General features: G+C 45.4%; 14 protein-coding genes and 1 pseudogene. 5 read left to right on the top strand and 10 right to left on the bottom strand.

Annotated features, from left to right (window positions below; genetic code table 11):
- Nucleotides 1-78: 78 nt before the first annotated feature.
- Nucleotides 79-183 (bottom strand): annotated as a pseudogene (locus QT973_RS17915) (PD-(D/E)XK nuclease family transposase); the annotation flags it as partial.
- A gap of 315 nt (nt 184-498) precedes the next feature.
- On the opposite strand from QT973_RS17915, the gene QT973_RS17910 reads away from it, so the two are divergent.
- From QT973_RS17910 to cutA, 3 genes are all read left to right on the top strand, one after another.
- Complete coding sequence (locus tag QT973_RS17910; RefSeq protein ID WP_333207922.1) at nt 499-2,970, top strand: VIT domain-containing protein; 2,472 nt, start codon at nt 499-501, stop codon at nt 2,968-2,970.
- A 253-nt stretch (nt 2,971-3,223) separates the two neighbouring features.
- Nucleotides 3,224-4,120: a pentapeptide repeat-containing protein gene (locus tag QT973_RS17905; protein ID WP_333054310.1), complete on the top strand. Its 897-nt coding sequence runs from the start codon at nt 3,224-3,226 to the stop codon at nt 4,118-4,120.
- 196 nt (nt 4,121-4,316) lie between these two features.
- Entirely contained in the window at nt 4,317-4,637 is a 321-nt protein-coding gene (gene cutA, locus QT973_RS17900; protein ID WP_333207924.1) for a divalent-cation tolerance protein CutA, read from the top strand.
- A gap of 67 nt (nt 4,638-4,704) precedes the next feature.
- On the opposite strand, the gene QT973_RS17895 is transcribed toward cutA, so the two are convergent.
- Nucleotides 4,705-5,244: a DUF2231 domain-containing protein gene (locus QT973_RS17895; RefSeq protein WP_333207926.1), complete on the bottom strand. Its 540-nt coding sequence runs from the start codon at nt 5,242-5,244 to the stop codon at nt 4,705-4,707.
- A 51-nt stretch (nt 5,245-5,295) separates the two neighbouring features.
- The gene (locus QT973_RS17890) at nt 5,296-5,574 is read right to left on the bottom strand and encodes a hypothetical protein (protein ID WP_333207928.1); all 279 of its coding nucleotides are present in this window, start codon (nt 5,572-5,574) and stop codon (nt 5,296-5,298) included.
- A 210-nt stretch (nt 5,575-5,784) separates the two neighbouring features.
- Between QT973_RS17890 and QT973_RS17885 the strand changes: the two genes are divergently transcribed.
- On the top strand, nt 5,785-6,957 hold the full coding sequence (locus QT973_RS17885) for an FAD-binding oxidoreductase (RefSeq protein ID WP_333207930.1): 1,173 nt from the start codon (nt 5,785-5,787) through the stop codon (nt 6,955-6,957).
- A 279-nt stretch (nt 6,958-7,236) separates the two neighbouring features.
- On the opposite strand, the gene QT973_RS17880 is transcribed toward QT973_RS17885, so the two are convergent.
- The 7 genes from QT973_RS17880 to QT973_RS17850 form a co-directional block, all read right to left on the bottom strand.
- Nucleotides 7,237-8,355, bottom strand: a complete 1,119-nt coding sequence (locus QT973_RS17880) for an ATP-binding protein (protein WP_333207932.1) — start codon at nt 8,353-8,355, stop codon at nt 7,237-7,239.
- A 4-nt stretch (nt 8,356-8,359) separates the two neighbouring features.
- On the bottom strand, nt 8,360-12,067 hold the full coding sequence (locus tag QT973_RS17875; protein ID WP_333259501.1) for a PAS domain S-box protein: 3,708 nt from the start codon (nt 12,065-12,067) through the stop codon (nt 8,360-8,362).
- Nucleotides 12,068-12,157: 90 nt separating this feature from the next.
- Nucleotides 12,158-14,944 carry an adenylate/guanylate cyclase domain-containing protein gene (locus tag QT973_RS17870; protein ID WP_333054324.1) on the bottom strand — a complete coding sequence of 929 codons (2,787 nt, stop codon included), beginning with the start codon at nt 14,942-14,944 and terminating at the stop codon, nt 12,158-12,160.
- Between the two features lie 57 nt (nt 14,945-15,001).
- Entirely contained in the window at nt 15,002-16,558 is a 1,557-nt protein-coding gene (locus tag QT973_RS17865; protein ID WP_333232921.1) for a PAS domain-containing sensor histidine kinase, read from the bottom strand.
- Nucleotides 16,555-17,091, bottom strand: coding sequence for a Rab family GTPase (locus tag QT973_RS17860; protein WP_333054326.1), 537 nt, complete (start codon nt 17,089-17,091; stop codon nt 16,555-16,557). The genes QT973_RS17865 and QT973_RS17860 overlap by 4 nt, the downstream gene beginning before the upstream one ends.
- A gap of 2 nt (nt 17,092-17,093) precedes the next feature.
- On the bottom strand, nt 17,094-19,811 hold the full coding sequence (locus QT973_RS17855; protein WP_333259505.1) for an OmpA family protein: 2,718 nt from the start codon (nt 19,809-19,811) through the stop codon (nt 17,094-17,096).
- A 6-nt stretch (nt 19,812-19,817) separates the two neighbouring features.
- On the bottom strand, nt 19,818-20,426 hold the full coding sequence (locus QT973_RS17850; protein WP_333054328.1) for a hypothetical protein: 609 nt from the start codon (nt 20,424-20,426) through the stop codon (nt 19,818-19,820).
- A 1,258-nt stretch (nt 20,427-21,684) separates the two neighbouring features.
- Between QT973_RS17850 and alaS the strand changes: the two genes are divergently transcribed.
- On the top strand, nt 21,685-24,336 hold the full coding sequence (gene alaS / locus QT973_RS17845) for an alanine--tRNA ligase (RefSeq protein WP_333391841.1): 2,652 nt from the start codon (nt 21,685-21,687) through the stop codon (nt 24,334-24,336).
- Nucleotides 24,337-24,522: the final 186 nt, after the last annotated feature.

Here is a 24,522-nt window from a genome sequence, read left to right as displayed (position 1 = left end):
CTTTTCTTGTTTTCTTGACCCTACATTAGATTCTTCTGAGTCCTTGTGTCAAGCCTAATTGAGATGCTCTTACCCTGCTTCGTAGAGGATGGCATTTAAGAAGCTAATCAAAATGTCTTTGCTGTCAGCCGAGCCGAAGATTTTTTTAAATGCAAAGTCGGTTTTGGGGTTAATAAAATTCATGGCTTTTTCAATTTATTAGAGATTGAGAGGTTGAGGTTAGAGTTATTTAATTATTTAACTATCATACAATCTTCTAGGTTGGGTTCGCGGACGATCGCCCCAACCGACTTCACCCAAATACGGATGCAAGCCCACAGCAGTCTAGACAAAAGTTCCACTCCCCCATGAGCGCCTGTAGAGTTAATCTAAAATCTAAAATCTAAAATCAGCCCTACGCGCTCAGTCATTTTTCCCAAAAAGCTAACTGAGGAACGTTTCGGCAATGGTAAAGTCATGGTAAACAAAGCACCTCAAGTCTGCTAAAAAAAAACAGCTATGAAGTTTGTCTGCGTTCTATCCCCTCAACGGTTGCTTTGTACTGGTATCGCATTGCTCGCAGCCATCGAGTGTGGCGTGTGGCTCGCTCCCAATGGGGCGCGGGCAAATGCTCTTGGGGAAAATTATTCGTCTGTGTCGCCGAAAATCCTCGCTAGTAACGATGTTAATTGCAATGGCGGACGATCGCCCGAAACTCCCTGTCCAGTCGGCGGTTTGTTCGTCAAAACTCCCAACACGACGCCAGAACAAGTCTTTCCTCTGAAACAGACTGAAGTTAAAGCCAAAATAGCTGGCAATATCTCCCGCGTCGAAGTTGTTCAGAAGTTTGAAAATCCTTTTCCCGAATCTATAGAAGCTGTTTATGTATTTCCTTTGCCCGACGAAGCAGCGGTGGACGATATGGAAATTAAAATAGGCTCACGAACTATTAAAGCTGATATCAAACGCCGGGAGGAAGCTTTGGAAATGTACGAACAAGCCAGAAAGCAAGGCCGGAGTGCAGGTTTGTTGGAACAAGAACGATCCAATATTTTTACTCAGTCTCTGGCTAATATCAAACCGGGAGAAAAAATTGAAGTTACGATTCGCTACACCGAAAGTCTCAAATTTGTCGGCGGCGATTACGAATTTGTGTTTCCAATGGTGGTAGGGCCTCGCTATATTTCGGGAAATTCGACCGATGCCGATCGCATTAACCCGCCTGTTTTGCCTCCGGGAGCGCGATCGGGTCACAATATTGCTGTTTCGGTAGAAATAGATGCCGGAGTTGCGATCGGCGATGTCCGCTCTACTTCCCATCAAATTACAACTGACCGCAGGGGAAATATTGTGCAAGTCCAATTAGCCAATTCTGACACAATTCCCAATAAAGATTTAATTTTGCGCTATCGAGTGGCGGGCGAAAATACGCGCGCAACTGTCTTGACTCAATCCGACCAGCGGGGCGGTCATTTTGCTACTTATTTAATTCCGGCATTAAATTACAAAAATAATGAAATTGTACCTAAAGATGTCGTGTTTCTGATGGATACTTCCGGTTCTCAAAAGGGCGAGCCACTAGCAAAATCTAAGGAGTTGATGCGCCGCTTTATTCAAGGGTTGAATTCCAACGATACTTTTACTATTATTGATTTTGCCAACACTACGCAAGCGCTTTCAACTACTCCTTTAGCGAATACGGCAGAAAATCGACAAAGCGCAATTAATTATATCGAAAAGTTGCAGGCTAACGGTGGCAGTGAACTGCTTAACGGCCTTCAAGCAGTGATGAATTTTCCGGCGGCGGCTACGGGAAGGCTGCGGAGTATTGTATTAATTACGGATGGTTACATTGGTAATGAAAATGAAGTGCTGGCTCTGGTTCAGCAGAGTCTGAAACCAGGAAATCGACTTTATAGTTTTGGTGTTGGCGGTTCGGTGAATCGGTTTTTGCTCAACCGTTTGGCGGAAGTGGGAAGAGGCACTTCTCAAGTAATTCGTCAAGATGAACCGTCGGCAGAAGCGACAGAAAAGTTTTTTCGTGAAATTAATCGTCCGGTATTGACTAATATTCAAATTAGTTGGGAAGGAGTGGGGGAAAAACCGGAGATTTATCCGATCGCGCCCCCAGACTTGTTTGCGAGTGGGCCACTGGTTTTGTTTGGCAAAAAGGCCGATCGAACTAACGGCCAACTTCGCATCCGCGGCACTCTGGCGGGCGGCAAAGCTTACGAGCAAGTTTTACCGGTTAATTTTGCTCAATCCGGCGGGCGGCAGCGAGAGTCTACTTCCGTCGCAGCAACCGCTACGGATTTTGGCAATCCGGCGGTAGCTCAACTTTGGGGGCGATCGCGCATTAAAGATTTAATGAATCAAATGTTTGGTGGCGAGACTAAATCTCTGGTGGAAGCTGTGACTAATACTGCTCTGACTTATCGCTTGCTGTCGGAATACACGGCTTTTGTGGCTGTGAGCGAAGAAGTGCGAGTGGAACCAGATGGATCTCGTCGCCGCGTGCAAGTGCCTGTAGAATTGCCGCAGGGTGTCAGCTACGAGGGTATTTTCGAGTCGGGAGGGGAAGAGCCAACTAGGGGCGGCACTCGCAGCGTTACCTCGACTCGCAACTCGGCACCGGTGAGTCCAGCTCCTGCTATGGCGCCGCAGCAAGGTTACGGTGAGTTGCAACGCCCGAAGCCTTTGGCTTCTCGCCTCCAAGTAGTTAGCGTCGAAGGGTTGGATGCCGGGGCGATCGCGGCTTTGAGTCAATACCTGCAATCTGTTAATCTCCCGGCGGGGGTTAGCGGTGAAACGGTGTGGAAGTTATTGGTACAAGACGGCCGCGTTGCCCGATTGGCGCTCGACACTAAAACCTCGACGCTGCAAGCAACAGACGCCGTAGAAACTCTCAAGAGGGCCTTGAGTTCCTGGCAACCTCCTGCAGGATTCAAGGGCACGCTGCGCCTGAAGTTGCGAATTACAGGCGATCGTTAAGGAATGACTATCTATGTCAAGAAACATTAATTTTTAATTCAAAAATACCGAAACTGGGATCGCTACCGCGAGGAAGATATAAAATCTTTATTAAGAGATTGCCTTTAAACAGAAAGTGATGTTAATGAAATTTATACCGTTTGAGGCAAACGCTAAAACAGTTTCCTTTCTGAAACAGTTTCCTTTCTGAAACAACCTTAACAGTAAAGATTTCTGGATCGAAACCCCCCAATCATAGAAGGTATGATGCCCTATGGAAGTTAGCGAACTGCTCAACAATTACGAAAAAGGAGAAAGAGACTTTACTGGAGCCGACCTCAGCGGGAAAGACCTCAGCGGAGCAATCTTAATCGGAGTCAACCTTTCGCGAGCTAATCTTTCCGGGGCGAACCTCAGTAGGGCGTTTCTCACCAAAGCAACACTCAAAGATGCACAGATGCACAGAACAAATCTGAGTTTTGCCAAAATGGGTGAAACCCAACTCTCTGGTGCAGATTTGACAAAAGCTAATTTGAGTGGAGCTTTTTTGGTAAAAGCAAAAATGCCCAAGGTAAAGTTAAGCGGCGCAACTTTAACTGGCGCAAACCTGCGGGGTGCTGTGTTGTGGAATGCCAATTTGTGCAGCGCCGACTTGCAATTAGTTAACTTGCTGGGCGCGAATCTGACGGGAGCTAATTTTAAGTGGGCCAACCTTTACGGTGCAAGGCTCAATAGTGCAAAACTTTTTGGAGCTCAATTAACCGGAGTCAGTCTGCGACGAGCGCAGTTGACAGGGGTGAATCTTTGCGGTGTAGATTTGAGCGGCGTCAACGTGAGCGAAGCTAAACTCATGGGAGCTAATTTGGAAGGCTCGAATTTGGCGGGGGCGAATTTCAGCGCGGCTCAGTTGCGTGGGGTGAAGTTGGCGGGTGCAAACTTAACCGGGGCTAAGTTGAGGGGAAGTTGTTTGAGAGGGGCAAATCTGAATTGGGCAAAGTTGTCTCAAGCAGATTTGATGGCGGCAGATTTGAGCGAGGCGACGTTAATAGGAACTAATTTAGATAATGCTTTGTTGACGGGAGCTATTTTGCCGGAATCTACTAGGCGCTATTTTTCCTTAGCTGGGGCTGGCAGAGTCAATTCTTGGGAAGTTAATGAGATTAACGGTTGATTGTTGACTGTTGACTGTTGACTGTTGACAATTCCCGCATCCAGGATACCCGCCACGTGATTCATCTGTCCAGAAATAAAAAACCTGTATCCGATAAAGGATCCCCCGAATTTATCTCGCGCAAGTCAATGCTAAAATCGAAAATCGAAAATCTAAAATCTAAAATCTAAAATCGATTGACTGTTCACTGATTACTATGACAATTAATTTTGGGGTGGTGCTGGTAACTGCGGCATCGGAGGCGGAAGCGGAGAATCTCGCGAAATCTCTAATTGAAAACAAGCTGGCTGCTTGTGTGAGTTTGTCACCAATTCGCTCGATTTATAGTTGGCAAGGCGAGATTCATTCCGAGTCAGAGTGGCAGTTGCTGATTAAAACTGATTTGGCTAAATTTGAGGCTTTAAAAACAAAAGTTCAGGAACTCCATTCCTATGAAGTTCCCGAAATTATTGCTATTCCTATTATCGCTGGCAGCGATGCTTATCTCAATTGGCTGGGACAATCTTTAAGTTTGTAGTCAAGATTTTAGTCCTAAATTATCCAATGAAGAGGGACGGAATTCCCTACTAAAAATGGTCAGAAACCTAGGAATTATGACTGGTAGGGCCGATGACGCCGATTTTGTGGCGAAAACTTAGTTCGCCGCCGAACCAGCCTGTAACGCCCAGCAAAGTTGCTACGACGATCGATATTGCTAAACCTGTGTATACGATCGGCTCCGCCGGATTTTCTTGTCGCAATAGCAAGTTAATCAGGGTAAGTACCATAACCGCCACATTGCCGCCCATGTGCAACCAACCGGCACTGCGATCGCGCACTCTTTTAACTTTGAAAAAATCTAAAAAGCCCGTGATTGCGGCCAAAATCCCCGCAGCGAAACCCACACCCATCAGCCAAACCGAAGCTCTCGCCCAAAACGGATCGCTTGTCAGCCAATAACCGATGTCCGTGCCGGCGGCTCCTACTAAAAAGGCTACCGGAAAGATGACGATGATGGGGTGGATGGGATGGCCTGCAACTGAAAGCGTACTCGTAATACCGGCGTCGCGGTACTCTGTATCGTGACTTTCTAGAATCGGCGGAAGATTGGGATAGGGCGTACTATTTCTGGGATTTGTTTCCATGATTTCTACGATAACTTTTGTACAAAAAAACCCGTTTTTATTGGATTGAACTTAATCCCAAACCCGTTCGCCATTTTCGTCAACGCGGGCCTGCCGAATTACGTCAGAAATTTCGTCGGCGTCTTTGACGTGGTGCAAAGCTTTCTTTTCCCCGTCTGGTTCTTCGACGATTACATAAGTTGGAACTGTAACTGTATCTCCCACGATGTCGGGTACGTGGTCTACCGCTAGTTGCTGGGCTTTTTCTTCAATGGTTTGCGGTTGGTCGGAAATACGATCGCCCGGATTGACCGTGCGCTCCATATCTTTGCCTGGTTTGTCGATACTCATAAAAACCTCTCTGGTATTTCTAATTTTTTGCTGACTCTAATTCCTACTATTGAACGAAAAATATCTCTACGCAAACATCTCCCGACGGGTGGAAGTTTCAGTTAGGGCGATCGCAGACAGCCTCTTCCTGTAGGTAGAGGTTTTTCGATTTGTTCCGAAAAAACTAAGCTAAAATCTAAGCATGATATTTTCCTTCCCTTTGAGTTGCCCATGAAAAGTTACGATTGGATTGTTGTCGGCGGTGGCATTACGGGTGCGTCACTGAGTTACGAACTGGCAAAAAAAGGTTTTGCTGTGCTGCTTTTGGAACGAGATGCTACCATGCAAAATGCTACTCGTTTTAGTTATGGCGGCTTGGCTTATTGGTCGGGAACGACTGATTTAACTCGGCAATTGTGTCGGGAAGGTATCGAACGCCACCGCCATTTATCGGCCCAATTAGATGCTGATACTGAGTTTCGCGAGTTAGATTTGTTGCTGACAATTGATGCGGGCAATGATGTAGAAAAAGTGGCGGCTAATTACGCGCAATTTGCGATCGTTCCGCAGCTTTTGAGTGTTGCAGAAGCTGGCGAGTTGGAACCTTTGTTGAATAAAAGTGCGATCGCCGGAGCTCTGACTGTGCGTCACGGTCACATTTCGCCGACTGCCACAAATAAAGCTTATTGTCAAGGGTTTCTGCGGTTGGGAGGAACTATAGAATTTGCTGAAGTAATTGGGTTTATAGAAGAGGGAAATCGGATTTCGGGAGTTAAGACGGTACAGGAAAGTTATGCCTGCGAAAATACGGTTATTTGTGCTGGAGGTTGGAGTCGGAGTTTACTGAAAGCCGCTGGTGTTTCTGTGGGAGTTTATTTTACTCGCACGGAGATTTTGGAAACTGCACCTGTGGATTTGAAACTCAGAACTTTGGTGATGCCTGCGGTATTAAAACGTTTTGAATTGGAAGCTGAATCGAGTAGAAATGAGGTGGATTTTCTTTGGGATGAACCTGGTAAAGAGTTGCTGTCACCGATTTTAGATTCGGGTGCCATTCAATTTAATGATGGCAGTTTGCGGATCGGGCAATTGTCGCGCACTTTGAGCGATTTGAATGCTAAAGTCGATCGAGAAACCAGCGAAACGGCAATTCGTGCAGGAATCGGCAAGGTTTTGCCTGATTTGGCAGGTTTACCTGCAACTTGGCACGAGTGTAGTGTGGCATTTAGCGCTGATAATTTGCCTGTAGTGGGGCCGATCGCCGATCGCCCTGGATTGAACGTTTTTTCGGGTCTCAGCAATCCTTTGGCTATTGTACCTGCTTTGGCTGAGCGATTTGCTAATTGGGCGGGGGGAGAAGAAGATAGGGCGATCGAGCTTTTGTCTCCCGATCGATTTGCTTAAAAATGATATCATGTCCGGCCTGATTGAGACTTGTATGAATTTTGTAGGGGCGGGTTCACTAACAATAATTGCCTATAATCTACAATCTCATAAACCCGCCCCCCCGATACTTTTATCTCCTCTCAGTTGAATTGTCCGCGATGAAATTCTGTCGCGTGGTGGGGGCGGGTTTATGTAGATTGTTAGTCTGGATGATAGATTGTTGGTGAAACCCGCCCCTACAAGTATTGTGCTTATTTTACCGGACATGACTAATGACTACTGACGACTGACTACGGACTACTGACTACTAACTAAAAAAGGCAGGGCGACAATAAATGTAGTACCTTTGCCGATCGCACTTTCCACACTTATTGTACCGCCGTGCAGGTCAACTATGTGTTTGACAATGCAGAGTCCCAAACCCGATCCTTTAATGTTGCCTACATTAGCACCCCGTTCAAACTGCTGAAATAGTTTTTCTTGATATTCCGCTGTCATCCCAATTCCCTCATCTCGAACGCACAAAATTATTTGTTGGTTTTCGCAGCTTAACTCTAAACTGACATTGCCACCGTTTGGAGAATATTTAATGGCGTTGGAAAGCAAATTAGTCAGAAGGTGGTGCAGTAGTTTGGCGTCAAGATTGGCGTGCAGCGGATTTGTGTGACTGCGGAAATGTATTAGGTGTTTGTCGGTGACGATAGGTTGCAGTTCTTCTAAAATAGAATTGCATAAATCCGTCGCATTAATCGGATTTAAATTTAAGGAAATTTTGCCTGATTCGGCTTTGCTAAGCATTAAAATATCTTCCAGCAACCCACTCATATTACTGACGGCTTTTTTTATGCGATCGACATTTTTATGGGTGGTTCCGGCGCTTCTCTGCAAGTCGCTATCTTCTAGCATTTCCGCCGATAATTGTATGGTAGTTAAAGGAGTGCTTAAATCGTGGTAAGCCATTGAAATAAAGCGGGCTCTATTTTCGCTTTTTTCTGCTGCTAACGCCATTAAATTTTTCAAACTCACTGCTTCTTGATGTTTGCTCAGTGCTATCTTGATAGTGGCGTGCATTTCTCTTTCTTTAAAAGGTTTGAGCAGGTAGCCGTAAGAACCCGTATTTTCGGCTCGCTGCAAAGTTTCGTCGTCAGCATAGGCAGTTGTATAGATAATTGGTATATCTAATTCTTGATTAATTATTGCTGCTGTTTCTATGCCGTCAATGTCGCCTTTGATAACTATGTCCATTAAAATTAAATCTGGTCTTAGTTCGCGGGCGCGCTGGATGGCATCCGCTCCAGAAGAAACGATATCGGCAATTTGATATCCCAATTTTTCTAATTTAGGGGATAAGTTTTTAGCAATTAACAGTTCGTCTTCGACAATCAAAATCTTAATTGGTTTTTCGACCAAGCTCATATTGTTACAATCTTTGAAAGTAGTTTAACTCGTTAAATTTTAAGTGAAAGGATGTACCAACTTCTCTGGATATTTCGATTGTTCCTTCTAACTGCTCGGTTAAAGTGCAGACAACTTGAAACCCCATCGAGTGAGTTTTCCGAAAATCTAAGTTTTGAGGAAAGCCAATGCCGTTGTCCTTAACTAAAAGGTTGATTTCTCGATCGCCCGTTTGATAGCATTCTACACTAACTGTACCAGTTGTGCCATCAGGAAAAGCGTGTTTTAGCGTATTTGAAACCAATTCATTGGCAATTAAACCGCAGGGAGTAGCAGTTTCAAGATTTAGGGATATTGGCTCAGCTAATACCTGCAACTGAATTCGGTTGTTGCTAATATTGTAAGAGTGAAACAAGTTACTTACCAAGTCTTCGAGATATTCGCCAAAATTAATTTGCGCTAGGTTAGTCGAACGGTACAGTTTTTCGTGAATCAGAGCCATAGAATAAAGGCGATTCTGACTTTCTTCAAACATTTTGCTGACTTGGGGGTCGGCAACTGTGTTCGATTGCAATTCTAACAGACTGGCAACTACACAGAGGTTGTTTTTGACGCGGTGGTGAATTTCTTTGAGCAAAATTTCTTTTTCTCTGAGGGAGTTTTTCAAATTTGCTTCTGCTTGTTTGCGATCGCTCAGTTCAGCTTGCAGTTGCTGGTAAAGTAGAGATTGCTGAATCGCGATCGCCAATTGATTTACCAACTGCTGAAATAAATTGATTTCCGATTCTTGCCACTCACGAGGGCGATCGCATTGGTGGGCTATTAGCAATCCCCAAATTTGGCTGTGCTGAATAATCGGCACTACTAACTTGGCCCTAACTTGAATCTGTTTCATAAACTGGGCCATACAAGGTGTAAGGGAGGGATCATCTAGTTGGGAGATCGCACAAATTCGCCCTTGCAAATAAAGCTGAGAACTTTGGGCCGGAAAAACCTCTTCGCCAAAACATTTATCCACCAGTTGGCTGCATCCTTCTGCAACGGCTTCAGCAATGACTCGCCCGCCATTTTCGGGTAAAAGTTGATAAACCAAAACTCGATCGGCTAATAATACTTGCTGGAGTTCGGCAACGGTAGTGTTGAGAATTTCCTCTAATTGCAAAGACTGGCGCACACGACGGGCGATCGCCTCCACAAGCCTTTCTTGCTCGAACTGCTGCCCCCTAGCGAGTTCGGCATATTTAGAATTGCTGATATCCGCGGCATAACCAATAATTTCGATCGGAACACCTCTGCTATCAACCAATAGTTTGAGTTCCGTCCTTAGCCAGCGGTAACTTCCGTCTTGGTGTAGAAAACGATACTCGCAAATGCAATTTTTTTCCTCAGACAAATCCGAAAAATTTACTAAAAATTGTGGCCGATCTTCAGGATGAATCCGGCTCGACCAAAATTTACAATCTGCTAACAATTCTTGGGGGTCGTAGCCAACGATTGTCTGAACGTTGTCGCTGATGTAAGTAGTACAAAAGTCCCCCATCGGTGCGGCTGTAAAAATTACCGCCGGATTAGAACCCAGTAAAAATTGCAGGCGTTCTTTTAACTGCTGAAATTCCATTTCTGCTCGCTTACGATAACTGATATCTTCGATCGCCCCCATGCTGTAGAGAGGAATGCCCTCGCGATCGCGGATCAGCGTCACCGTCAAGTTTGCCCACATCAGCTCGCCATTCTTCTTAATCAAGCGTTTTTCCCTTTGGAAGCGAGAAATCTTGCCACAGATCAACTGCTTGACTTCCTCTACATCTGCGTGTAAATCTTCTGGATGCGTGAGTTCACTAAAAGTCGTGCTAGCCAACTCCGAATCGCTGTAGCCCAACATCTGGCGGTGAGCTTCATTCACTTTGATCGTGCGGAAGTCGCGCACGCTTGCCAAACCAAGCGCGATCGGAGCATCGTCAAATAAGTTGCGAAACTTTTCCTCGCTCTTTTGCAGTGCAGCTTCTGCGTGTTTGCGAGCGGTAATGTCTCGGGCTACCCACATCACCCGATCGAGCTCCAGGGGCGAAATACTGGCATCAAACCAAAATAACTTGCAGCCAATTTCCATGCTGTATTCAACTCTGTGGGTTTGCCCAGATGCCAATGTTTGGCGAATGTGGGCTAGGGCAAAATTAGCTTCCGCTTCTGGGAAGATTTCGGCGAGGGTTTTCCCCAGCACTTCAGGAGCCGGTTTATACAGCAGTTCGGGAGCCGTGGGGGCGATTTTGAGGTAGCGGCCGCTTGCGTCGAAAACCAGGACGATATCCGTCATGGCGTTAAACAGCGCCAGCAGTTCGGCTTCGGAGTTTTGGAGTTTTTCTTCGGTCAATTTGCGATCGGTAATGTCAGTGTCAGTGCCAGTCAGGCGGAAAGCCCTGCCAGAAGCCGATCGAATCGCGCTGCCGCGGGCTAGTATCCAGCAGGTGCTGCCGTCTTTACGCACCATCCGGTGTTCTACTTCATAAATTTCTGTCAAACCTTCTAAATAAGCATTTACTGCTTGGGCGACGGCAACTCGATCGTCGGGATGAACGTGAGATGCCCAATTTTCCATGCGGTTAGGAATCTCTGTGTCTTGATAGCCCAACAAAGCTTTCAAAGAGGGAGCAATGTAGATTTCATCGGTTTGCAAATTCCAGTCCCAAACCCCCACTTTGCCGGCCGATACTGCCAGTTCGTACCATTGTGTCCGCTGCTGCACTCTCAGTTCTAACTCTGCATTGAGCTGCTGCAAAGCGATTTCTGCTTGTTTGCGATCCGTGACATCCCTGCCTGCAGCTTGATACTCGACGATTTGTCCGCTCTCGTCAAATATAGCCCGATCGATCCACTGGTGCCAGCGAATTTCCCCGCTCGGCAAAATTACTTGGTGCTCGCAGGTAAAAATAGGGTTGTCGGGAGACACAGAAGTATATTGCTGTTGAAAAAATTCTCGGTCTGCTTCTGGCAGCAGCGACATGAAGCATTTGCCTAGTAAGTCGATCGGCTGCACGCCGAAATAACGGCAATAAGCTTGATTGACAAAAGTTATTTTACCGTCTGGGAGGTAGCTGCAAATCAGTTCGGTTTGGTCTTCCACAATCGCCAGGTAGCGCGCCTCGCTCTGCCGCAGGGTATTTTCGGCATTTTGGCGATCGCTGACTTTTTCTAGTTCACAATTGCCCTCTAACAGTTCGCATTGTTCCTGGAGTTTTGCCACTTCTTGGTGCAGTGCCTCGCTCCAGCTATACATTGCTGGACGAATACTTTTTTCACTGATTAAACCTACTGGCTGACCCAGTTCATCTACAATTGGCAAGCAATCAATCGAGTATTGACAAAATAGCTTGAATGCGGTAGTAATATCTGTAAATTCTGATTCTTTTAAAACAATTAAATTCCGCGTCATTGCGTCGGCAACTTTCATGCCTTGCCATCCATATTCGGTCGCAGCTAAGTTGAGCACATCTTCCGGGCTTAGCAGTCCGACTAGCTGATTTTTATCGACAACTAAGACGCAACTAATAAATGCTTTTACAGTTTCGTTTGAGTCGGGAAATGCAGGTGAATTAGGCAGTGGGCAATGGTTGTTCGTCCGACGCATCAGGGCGATCGCCTCTGGGAGCGAAGTTGAGGGCCCAACCATCACAGGATGGCGATCGACAGCTTCGTCGGGCGATCGTAAATTGACCGACAAATTAGCAAGTTCCATTAGTCTTGGTGAAAAAGTATTGTTAATTAACTTTAGCAACACTTGTAGTCATCAGCCAGATGACTGATGACTGATGACCGATGACCTGCCTTATATTCGGCCAAGGAGCAGATAAGTTTTCATTGCCCCTTTGCCCTTAACTTCAATAGTTCCCCGCTCCTGAAATACATATTTGTGTTCCAATAACTTATAAGTAGTTTCGCTCACTTGAATCCGCCAAGGCAAACCGTGAGATTCCATGCGGGAAGCAATATTTACTGTGTCGCCCCACAAATCGTAAATAAACTTTTTTATGCCAATTACTCCAGCCACAACCGGGCCGCTGTGAATGCCGATGCGGATGCTAAAATATTTATTATGGCTAGCATTAAATCGGGCTATTTCTGCTTGCATATCTAGCGCCATTTGGGCGATCGCCTCTGCGTGGTCTGCCCTGGGTTCAGGGAGCCCTCCAACCGCCATGTATGCGTCGCCGATGGTCTTGATTTTCTCTAACCCATGCCGTTCGCACAAAAGGTCAAATCCTGAAAAAATCTGATTCAGAAGATCCACCAGTTCGATCGGATTCATGACGGCAGACAAAGCAGTAAACCCCACAATGTCAGCGAACAAAACAGTCACTTCTGGAAAGTATTCGGCAATAGTAGTTTCGTTTTGCTTGAGGCGTTCTGCTATTGCCTTGGGCAAGATATTTAACAGCAGCTTTTCTGATTTTTCTTGTTCTTCCCGCAGGGCATCTTCTGCTTGCTTGCGTTCCGTAATGTCATGGTAACTCCAGACTCGGCCGATAATTTTATCTCCCAACCGCTGCGGTTGCGAATAGCGTTCAAAAAATCTGCCGTCCTGAAATTCCAACAAGTCGTAACTTTCGGCTTCTGGCTGATCGTAAAGCGATTCTATTCTCTCTTGAAATGTTTGGGCGTCTTTGAGTTGATTCAGGAAAAAGGCGATCGTTGTGGCGTCATTTCGGAGTGCCATCACTTCGTTAGGTAGGCCCCACATTTCCACAAATTCTCGATTGAAAGTGACTATTTTTCCGCTCCTGTCAGTAGCTAAAATACCGTCAGCAGTAGAATCAAAAGTTGCTTGCAGCAGGGATACAGATTTTGCTAGGGCGTCCTCGGCCATTTTTCGAGCAGTAATGTCTCGCAAAATAGCGCGAATCGCTACTAGCGAACCTTCCGCAAATTTACAGCTTATGCTGCCTTCTAGCAAAATTTGTTCGTGATTTTTAGTAATAAATATTGTTTGAATAGAGTCAGGATACAATGTATTTTCATTGACCGTTTTTTTGGTAATAGCTTTATAGAATATATCCAGAGACTCAGGCGAGCTGTTCGGATGAATGATATCAAAAACAGTCATTTGAGCAATTTCTGCTTCGGTGTAGCCCAGAGTTTCCCGCCAAGCCCGATTTACATACAAAAAATGACCGTCCGCTCCTATACTTTGAATTAAGTCAGTAGCATTTTCAAATAAGTCTCGCAGTTGTTCTTCGCTTTCCCGCAAAGCTATTTCAGCTTGCTTGCGCTTAATGAATTGACCAATTTGGCTACCGATTGTTGCCATGGTTTGGAGCAATTCTTCATCAAAACACTGCACTTCCCTGCTGAATAAAATCATCACGCCCAAAACAGACCGGGCCGATTGTTCCGCCTCGTAGCCACCCAAAATTGGGAAACCAAAAGCTCCGTGCAGCCCTTCTTCAGCAGCGATTTCTCGGCGCAGACAACTGTCACTTTTTGTGACATCTGCAATCCACTGAGCTGAACCGCTAGCCCAAACGAAACCGGGCAATCCTTCGCCAAATGCACAGGTCATTTGTTCGGTAAATTCTGCAAATTTGGGGATCGAAAGTGAGCGTTTTGTCCAACTGGCGACACAGCGAAGCAAATTGGGAGCGGAAACCGCAGTTATTCTCTTAGTTTCTGACAGCAGTTTTTCCCCGGATTCTGGCATCCAAAGTTCGACGGTATCCCATCCCAAGCTGTCGCAAATTACAGGGAGAATTGCTGCTATAGCTTTTTTGATTGTTTCGGATGCCGACAGGATGCGAGTAGCGATGTACTGAGTTATTTGTCGCTTGCGGGCGCGCTGTTTATCTGTGACATCGCGGCCGATGTACACGAAATCTTGAAGGGTGGGCAAAGAACTAGAAATGCCTTGAATGTCAGTCGAAATAGCCGTACAGGAAAACGAAACTGTTAGTTTTTCTCCGGTTTTTGCCGTGCAAATTACTTCGGCATTAGTTTGCGATTGTTGAGGCTCATCTGGGCTAACTGCTTGCAAAGAGGAGCCAAAAGCAGCAAGAGCGTCTATTTGCTGGCCTACTAATTCTGATTCGCTGTAACCGAACAAATCTTGAGCCGCTTGATTGACTTTTTTAATCTTTCCCGATGCTGTTGTTACCAATAAAACTTCGGCCATTGAAGTAATAATTTTTTCAACATAATTATTAGTAGCGGCTAAGGTACTCAATAAAATATCCATTTCATTGGTAGCTTGCACTAGAGTTTGTTCTAAAGCCATCCTGTCGCTTACGTCTTGAAAAAATATAATTAATCTCTGATAATTTTCGTCATTGCTAAACTCCACGATATACATATCAAAATAAAGCCGCGAACCATTTTCTAATAGTCGCGTCATCGCTTTTAATTCAAAATTTGGCAAACGTTTTTCAAAAATATCGATTAAAATTTCTTCAGTTCCCACTAATTCGGGAAAGGGAATGCGAACATCGTTGCCGGCGACTACTTCCTCGGGACAGTCGGCAAACTGCTGCACTTGTAGAGAGATTTCTTGGATAAAAAAGTTTTTATCCAGTGCTAGGTACTCCAAGTGGTGGGGAACTAACAGTTTTTTTAACAAGGTTTTCATGTGAGATTTTTCTTATTGAATGCGCCCTAGGGATTGAATTATCTAAAATCAATCTATTTATCTCTGTTTATTAAATGGAATTCTGACTAAAAAGGTAGTGCCTAGCCCTATCTCGCTGGAAAACTCGATTTGACCTCCATGCAAATCTACACACTGCTTGACTATGGATAAACCCAGTCCTGTACCGGGTATTTTTTCGACATTTTTGGCTCGATAATAAGATTCAAAGAGTTGTTCTTGGTCTTCGAGAGGAATGCCAATGCCTGCGTCTTTAATTTTAAATGTGGCTTCTTCATTATTCTGACAATTTAATTCAAAATAAATATTGCTGTCGAGGGGCGAATATTTGACTGCATTTGACAGCAAATTTGTCAAGATGTGTCGCAGCAATTTGGGATCTAGTGCGGGCAACTGTTCCGTTTCCTGTAAGTTGGTATCATCTTTTTTCGCTGGCGTAACTAATTCTTGATAAATAAAGTTAATTGTATGATTTTTCCCATAACTAATTTTAATGAATTCTACTAACTCGCTGCAAAATTTTTTTAAGTCAACTGGTGCGGGATAGAATTCGAGTTTTCCTGCTTCGGCGCTGCTGAGCAACCGCACGTCATCTAATAGCTGAGCCATTTGTTGAGATGCTGATTTAACGTGTTGCAGGTATTGTTGTTTTTCCGCGTGGGTGATATCGTCGCCGTAGTCTTGGAGGATTTTAGTAGCAAATAATACTGTACTTAAAGGATTGCCAAATTCGTGAGCAATCATCGAGAAAAAACGAGATTTTACCTGTCTGAGTTCTTGCTCTTTTGCCAAAGAGCGGCGAATTTCTATTTCTTGTTGTTTGCGTTCTGTGATGTCCCTACCTATATAAATGAAATCGTAAAGTCCCTCTAATTCTGTCTGAACTGCCGAACAGGAAAATTCTACCCAAATTTTTTCTCCTGCTTTAGTAGTGCAGACTATTTCTAGTTCTCTACGTAGCTCTTTTTGAGACAAAATATATCGGTGGCGAGCTTGGTAAATTAATGTTTCTTCGACTACTATTATGGACAGGGGGTTGCCGATTAATTCTGCTTCGTTATACCCAAATAACCATTGGGCAGATTGATTGATTTTTTTGATATTTCCTAATGTTGTTGTCACCAACAAAGCATCACCCATCGAACGAATAACTTTATCTATATAATCTTTAGAAGCGGCTAAGGCACTAACCAAAAGATTAGCTTCATTCGCCCTCTGAATCAACGATTGCTTCATGACCATCTTTTCGGTGGTATCTTCAATCAAAATTAGCAATTTACTTGGGACATCTTCTTGTTCTTCTTCATATTTGATAGCCAACATATCAAAGTATAAAGGGCGGTTTGGGTCGGCAAACCGAGCGATACCTTTGACTTCAAAACCGGGCAGCCGTCCCATAATGATGGACATGAGGATATTTTCAATGCCAATCAGTTCGGGAAAACTCAGGCGAGCATCTGCACCGGGTATAGCCTGGTCCGGAATATCAGCATAATGCTGCACTTCGGCGGAGGTTTCCTGAATGATGAAATGGTGATTTACTAGAAAATACTGTGTTTGTCGCGGGCCTAACAGCTTTCTTAACAGGAGGTTCATACTTGTTCTACCATTGTGTAAGCTAGTTTGTAGAAAATTTCGTCAACGTCTTTGCCTGTTTTAGCAGATGTTGTGTAAACTCCTATTACTTTGTCTTGACTTATCGAATGGGACATTTCCACTAGCAGCGCCAATTTTTCCTCGTCAATCAAGTCTACTTTGTTCAAAGCGACGATAATTGACCCTTTAGGATTGACTGAAGAAAAAAGCTGAATGTGTTCGGAGATTCGCTCAACTGTTTCGGAGCGGCTGACATCGGCAACGATTAAAACGCCGCTAGCTCCCTGCAAGTAAGTCGGTGCTATTCCTTTGAATTTTGTATGCCCTTCTAAGTCCCAAATCAGCAACTTTGCAGTGACGTTTTCCCGCTGTTTTATCCCTTCTAATTCTACGATTTTGCTGGAAATTTTTACTCCTACTGTGGAGAGGTATTGGTCGCTGAATTGCCGATCGACAAAACGGCGGATTAGGCTAGTTTTACCCACGCCGAAATCCCCAATCATGCACATTTTTTTAGATATAGTAACTGACATAATTAGTTGCTGTTTATGGTCTTAGTTATTGGTTCAAATAGCACACATCTGCTTAAAAGTAGCGGTTGATTGGGTTCCAAGCCGGAAGGAGGATGTGGGCTGCCAATCGCGACAAGGCGCTTGGGGTCAGCACCTTGCCGCACTAAAGCCTCTTGCACTGCTGTGGCACGCTGGAGTGACAACCGTTGATTTGTGGCAAGTTCCCCAGTTCGATCGCTGTGCCCAATTATCTTAATATGTTTTTGAGGATATTGATCCATGAAATTTTTGACACTGGCGATGATTTCTCCGTATGTAGGGTCTAATTTTGCCGTTCCTGGCTGGAAGTAAATGCGGCTTGTAATTTTCAGCGGCTCTAATTTAATTGTGCTAATCACCGATTGAACACCGGGAATTTGCTTCAGGGACTGAGCTATTTTCTGTGCGTCTGCACCATCTCTAACGCTACCCTCTACTGTCACTTTACGATCGCCATACCGCGTAGAAATAGAAAGGCCCTCTTTCTGATTCAAAACTGCGGTAATCCGCTGTACCTCAGCCGCCGTCAAAACTGGATCTGGGGGGACATCTACAGCTAGAATTCTATTATCTAATTGCAATTTCGGTGCAGTTGATGCGGCTATTTTTGCAGCTTGTGCCCGCAATTCTTGATTTGGCAACTTTCCGGTTAGCTTTAAAGTTTTGCCATCAACTGTAACATCTAAGCGGTAAACTGCTAATTGGGGAGTGGATGCTAAAGCTGCGATGGCATTTGCTTCGAGGCGACGGTAAATGTTGCTGCGATACTGAGAAATTCCCCAAGGTACTAAGATTAAGCTCAGGGCGGCTAAACTGATAGCCGCTAGGGCGATCGGGGGTTTTGTTGATTTTTCCCTTTGCAGCGGGTCGAATAAACTTTTTATGCACGGGTGCAGCGAATCCGGTATAGTACCGGGGTCGCCGTTAAACTCGTGAATTACTTTAGCATAATTAAGGATGAGATTACTAACTGTTTGCCGCAGTTTGTTGATGAAAGACTGTGGCGGTTCTCCTTTAATCACGACTGCCATGTAGCAATATCCCGCTACTTCGAGCATAATTTTTGAGTCGCCGTATTCAATTTGATTTAGTTCGGAAACTTCTCCGGGCTGCACGATGCACTCGTTAACAAAGCTGCGAATAGCGGTGAGCATTCCTGCTACCATTTCTGATTCTAACTGGTAGCTTTCTGAGTTTTGAAATTCGGAAATTATCAAGCCTGATGCTTTATGAATTAAGAATGCTGCTTGGACGGTAAAGGGTATTGATTCTTTGAGGATTAATTCGGCTTCGGAGACTCCTTGTACTTTGGAGCGAATTTTGCGCTGAACTCCTTCAACGCTGAGGGCGTTTGACACTTTTTCATTGATTGTCTTGATAGCTTCTGCCATGTATCGGGAAATAGTATTGCCAATTACGGGATAGAGGGCATCCACCATTGCGTCGCGTTCGAGTTCAATTTGGGCTGTAATCGCTTTGCCCATTTCCGGGGCGAGGGCTTGAGCGATCGACTCTTGGTCAAGGCGAATTTGCTCTTTAATTGCCAGACCAATTTCTGGGGCGATCGCCTTAGCAATATCCGCTGGCGAATTAACTATTTGTTGAGCAAGTGCGTCGGGAAGCAGCTCAGCTATTGCCGCACTCATTGCCGACTTGTTTTCGACAGTTTTTGCCCTAATCACTTCGTCAATAATCGGCACGATCGCCTTAACAACTTCTTCCCTGGAATCGGCGACTTTGCGACTGAGAATTTCTGCGATCCAAGGTAACATCAACTCAATCAACTCTTGGGGATCGTAGATTTGGTGCTCCAATTTTCCTAATTTATCGTCGATTGTTGCCATCAGGTGGCGCACACCCGGCAAATCGTTTTCTGCCAGCAGATTTTTGACTTGCTCGATATCTGATATTTTTGAGCCAAAAATCAGATTTTGCAGCGTTTCCATCGCGCTGTCTGCTTCATTTAAATCCTGTTTAATTTGACCTAATATTTCTGCTGGCTGCGATCTCGTTGTCGGCTGTTCTACCAAGTTTGGCATCGATTGAAGCGAAGAAGCAACCACCGGATCTAAATATGCAGTTGATGGTGGATCTGAGACTTTGGAAAATATGGGATTATGGGAAATTTCCGAGGATTTTGACTCGGAATCGGTTGCGGAAACATCTTGTTGCGGATGGAACCCCTGGGATTTTTGAGCCTCTACGTAATGTAGAGAATCTTTTATTGTCAAGTTAGACAATGCTTCGACAGGCTGTGATTCCTCCTCCAAATCCGGCTGGGCGATCGCGGAAACATCTATAGTTTTAGCTGAGGAATAGTCTTTTTCCAGTTCTGAAGTGTTGAGTTTTTGAGTAGCGAATAGCAAACTTTTGAACTCATCTTTAACATCCCACGAATCGCCAGACTCCGGTTGGTGAGATCCAGTTTCGGGTACACTCGCTGCAACTTCCTCTGGCGCTTGCTCAGAAATACCCAACAAATCCATCAACCCGCCGAGGGCCCCAGCTTGATTATTTTTGTCGCTGCTGTCATCTTCGGGCTCTGCATTTTGCTGGTTGGAGCCTGCAATAATTTTGAGATCGACTAACAGATTCAGCAAGGGTTCTAGCTGGGTTGCTGCATGGGAAGCAGACTCGTCAGGTTGAGAAACAAAACCCTCTAACTCATTTTCGTCAGCCGGATTTTCTTTCGGTAAAGCCATGCGTTATTATCCGTTATGGTGGCGCTCCGGCAACAGAAACTCGGTATTTAACTTATTATCCGCAACGCCTTTAAGTTCGGGGACAAATTCTGTTCCTTTGAGCCTCATGCCGAGTTCAAACAGAATTTCTGCCATGTCGTCTCTAGAAACTTTAACATCTCTGAGCATAGAAAAGCGACGATCGAGTTCTTCAAAAACCTGTGTTTTCAAAGTGCGGGTTTCTTCAGATAGTCGCTCTCTGGTTTGGGAGAGTTCGTCACGCAGCGAACTGGTTTGATTGTCTATAGCCTCGTCGAGGGCTTCCATGCTGCTGGAGAATTTGCGGTTAATGCGATCGACTTGCTGGCGGATGTCTGCGCTTTCTTCTTGGGTGTTTGAGGTGAGCGATTTAACTTTCTTTTCTAGCGAATCAACTGCAGCCCTCATTTCTCCTGAAAGAACTGTTTTTACTTGTTCGATGCGAGTTTGCATATCTTGCTGCATCATCGACAAGTCGGAATCTATTTTATCGAAGCGATTATCGTATTCTCTAAGCTGCGCTCCGAAAATTATATCGCGAATCTGGTCGATATTTCCCAGCCGTTCGCGCATTTCTTCTTTAGTTATTTCGGCCATAATACCTGGAATCTCCGGAGATGGTGAGTTTAAGAACTGTGCTAGTGATTTACTACCGTTGTTGGTGGCACTAGCTTTTTTGAGTGGGCGGGCTTTTATTGTTTGAACTCTCACCCCTGCGTCGGGGATGGGATTTTTTAGAGTCTTGACTCTAAATATCCTGAGATTCAAATTTTTGAGCCTGGTCTTGTCACCAAAAATGGCGGTTGGCTATCCTTGGCTTGCAGCAAGCTCATAGAAGCGTTGATTTTGCTGCTATACAGCACAGCGGGTAGGTTTTAATGTCTTGACTGACATCCTCAATCATATCCCATCTTGACAGTGCCTCATACGACAGCGGTGGAGTCCCGGCAAAAAGCAGGCGGGCGCGCTCCACGTGCCATTATATATAATATATAACTCAAAACCTGCACCGATCGATCGCCGATCGGCTCGGAGGGATGCTGCCTTTGAGCAGAAAGCACTTAGGAGCGCGAATTAAATAATTTACACAAGTTTTTGGGGAGTAGGGGTTGGGCTTATAGCCCGCCCTTTCTGGACGGGCGGGACGCCCATCCCACAAGAACCATCACGCATTGTAAGTTATTTAATTCTCATTCCTTATAAAGTCGAACTCGGCCGAGCTCTCCCCCTCGAATCCTCTTCTCCTGCGATCGCCCTATAAAAATTCATAGGGCCCGATCGACAGCGATCGGACCCAATAATATGAGAGCTTTGTTTTTTCTAACAAACGAGATGTGTTTCCGGTGGAGAACTTTTACTTACTAGGGTTTACAACTTGTGCAGCTTTACTGTTAATCCGCAACTACAACTACGTCTGACTCGACTGCGGTTTGGCTTGACTGCTCGATCGGCAGTTCGCCACTATTTCAAGTTGTGTTCGGTTAATTTCTGCTGCGCCTGGGAATCTAGACCGGAGACACCATGTCTATATCCTCGAACTTTCTTTCTAAATATAGCGACCTCCTTTCTCTTCCTGTCCCGGTGTCTATTATTAAGTTAGCATGAGCTTTCCGAGGAGTAAAGCACTATTTGCAAAACTTGATAGGTCTTTACATTACTAAGTATAATGATATGAATATCCAAATAGATGTAAGTTAGCACTCACGCACTCGCCCACAAAGAAACCGGGTTTTTTCACCGAGATTGAGGATTTTAAGCAAGTATTTTGGTTGAAAAACCCGGTTTCTGGACACCCGTGCAAAAGTCCTATAAATTCTATTGTTGCTACATCTTTACATTCTTAACAGTTCTTGTCATGACTATTTCTCCTAAGTTTCTCAGTGGTAGCCAAATCCGCCAAACATTCCTCGACTTTTATGCCCAGCGGGGACATAAGATATTGCCGAGTGCTTCTTTGGTGCCCGAAGATCCGACAGTGTTGCTGACGATCGCCGGAATGCTACAATTCAAGCCGATATTTCTCGGACAGCGCACCCCCGAATCACCGCGCGCCACGACTTCTCAAAAGTGCATCCGCACCAACGACATCGAAAACGTCGGCCGCACCGCCCGCCACCACACGTTTTTTGAGATGTTGGGTAACTTCAGTTTCGGGGATTATTTCAAGAAACAGGCGATCGCCTGGGCGTGGGAACTTTCCACGGAAGTTTTCGGTTTACCAGCGTCGAATTTGGTTGTTAGTGTTTTCCGAGAAGATGACGAAGCTTTTGCAATTTGGCGCGATGAAATTGGCATTCCGGGCGATCGGATTCAGCGCATGGGAGAAGATGACAATTTCTGGCAATCCGGCCCGACAGGCCCCTGCGGCCCGTGTTCGGAGATTTACTATGATTTCCACCCAGAAAGAGGCGACAATATTGACCTCGAAGATGATAGCAGATTTATTGAATTCTACAACCTGGTTTTCATGCAGTACAATAAGGATGCAGAGGGCAATTTAACACCGCTGCAAAATCAAAATATTGATACTGGGTTGGGACTGGAACGGATGGCGCAAATCCTCCAGAAAGTCCCCAATAATTACGAAACAGATTTGATTTTTCCGATCATTCAATCGGCGGCAGAAATTGCCGGGATTGATTACCACAATAGCGATGAAAAAGTCAAGATTTCGCTGAAAGTAATTGGCGATCACATTCGGGCTGTGGTGCACATGATTGCGGACGAAATTCGCGCGTCGAATGTGGGTCGGGGTTACATTTTGCGCCGGTTAATTCGCCGGGTGGTCCGCCACGGGCGACTGATTGGAATTCAGGGCGAATTTACGGTGCGGGTAGCTGAAAGTGCGATCGCCCTTTCGGAAGCAGCTTATCCGAACGTGCGGCGGCGGGAAGCTCAAATTAAGGCGGAATTGGCAAGGGAAGAGGCGCAGTTTCTCAAGACTTTGGAACGCGGAGAGAAGCTGCTGGAGGAAATTGTCGATCGCACAAAACAGCAAGCAAACAAACAAATCAGCGGTCAAGATGCTTTCACTCTTTACGATACCTACGGTTTTCCCTTAGAACTGACTCAAGAAATTGCTGAGGAACAGGGAATTACGGTGGATTTGGACGGCTTTGAAGCGGCGATGGAGGAACAGCAAACTCGCGCTAAAAATGCTCGCCAAACAATCGATTTGACTGTGCAGGGTTCTTTGGATAAGTTGGCTGAAACAATCCAGGGAACTGAGTTTGTCGGTTATGCTGAATTGTCGAGTTTAGCTGAGGTGGAAGTTATCTTAGTTGACGGCAAATCTGTGGAAGAAGCAGCCGCAGGCACTGAGGTACAAGTTGTTTTGAACCAAACACCGTTTTATGCAGAATCCGGCGGACAAATTGGGGATAAAGGTTATTTGAAAAGCGGAGATAATGGTGATGGTTTGTTAGTAAGAGTTGATGATGTGAAGAAGGAATCAGATTTCTTCGTGCATTTCGGCTTTGTGGAACGGGGAACGCTGAGAGTTGGCGATAGTATTACTGCGAAGATTGACAATAGCGGTCGCCGCCGAATTCAGGCCAACCACACAGCAACTCACTTATTACAATCAGCTTTGCGGAAAATTGTGGACGATTCGATTTCGCAAGCTGGTTCGCTGGTATCGTCAGAAAGATTGCGGTTTGATTTCAATTCTCCGCGCGCTGTCACAGCAGAAGAGTTGCAGAAAATTGAGGATTTAATTAATAGTTGGATTGCTGAGGCCCACGCTGCGGAAGTTGCGGAAATGCCGATCGCCCTTGCCAGAGAAAAAGGCGCGACTGCGATGTTTGGCGAGAAGTACGGCGATGTGGTGCGGGTTATCGATTTTCCCGGCGTTTCGATGGAATTGTGCGGCGGAACTCACGTCAGCAATACCGCAGAAATCGGGCTGTTTAAGATTGTTTCCGAAGCGGGGGTAGCGGCGGGAACTCGCAGGATTGAAGCGGTTTCCGGTCAAGCTGTTTTGGACTATTTGAATGTGCGGGATAAGGTGGTGCGCGATTTGGGCGATCGATTTAAGGCGAAGCCTGAAGAATTGCCGAACCGGATTACTAATTTGCAGAATGAGTTGAAGGATACTCAGAAACATTTGGCTGCTGTGAAGTCGGAATTGGCGATCGCAAAATCCGACCAGTTGCTGAGTGCGGCTGAGGAGCTCGGCGAATTCAAAATCATTGTAGCTCAATTGGGTGATGTGGATACAGAAGCGCTGAAAACTGCGGCGGAAAGATTGCAGCAAAAGTTAGGAAATGCTGCGGTTGTTTTGGCCTCAATTCCTGAACCGGATAAGGTAAGTTTGGTGGCTGCTTTTAGTCCAGAAGTCAATAAGAAAGGATTGCAAGCTGGCAAGTTTATCGGGGGAATTGCTCAAATTTGTGGCGGAAAAGGCGGCGGGCGGCCGAATTTGGCGCAAGCTGGGGGACGCGATGCAAGTAAGTTGCAGGAAGCCTTGGAAAGTGCTCGCAATTTGTTAGTTGAAGGGTTGGGTTAATTACTCGGATCAGGTGATTTCGGGGAAACTGTAGGGGCGGGTTCACCAACCATAATCGTCAATAATCGACAATCTCGAAAACCCGCCCCCACCCAACCATAAATCACACTGTACATAGTCCTCGTAGGGGCGGGTTCACCAACCATAATTGCCACAAATCGACAATCTCAAAAACCCGCCCCCACC

Origin of the sequence: Microcoleus sp. Z1_A1 (assembly GCF_036700305.1) — a bacterium.
Classification (GTDB): domain Bacteria; phylum Cyanobacteriota; class Cyanobacteriia; order Cyanobacteriales; family Microcoleaceae; genus Microcoleus.
Note: the sequence above shows the minus strand (reverse complement) of the source record. Positions and strands in the feature narration are given on the sequence as shown.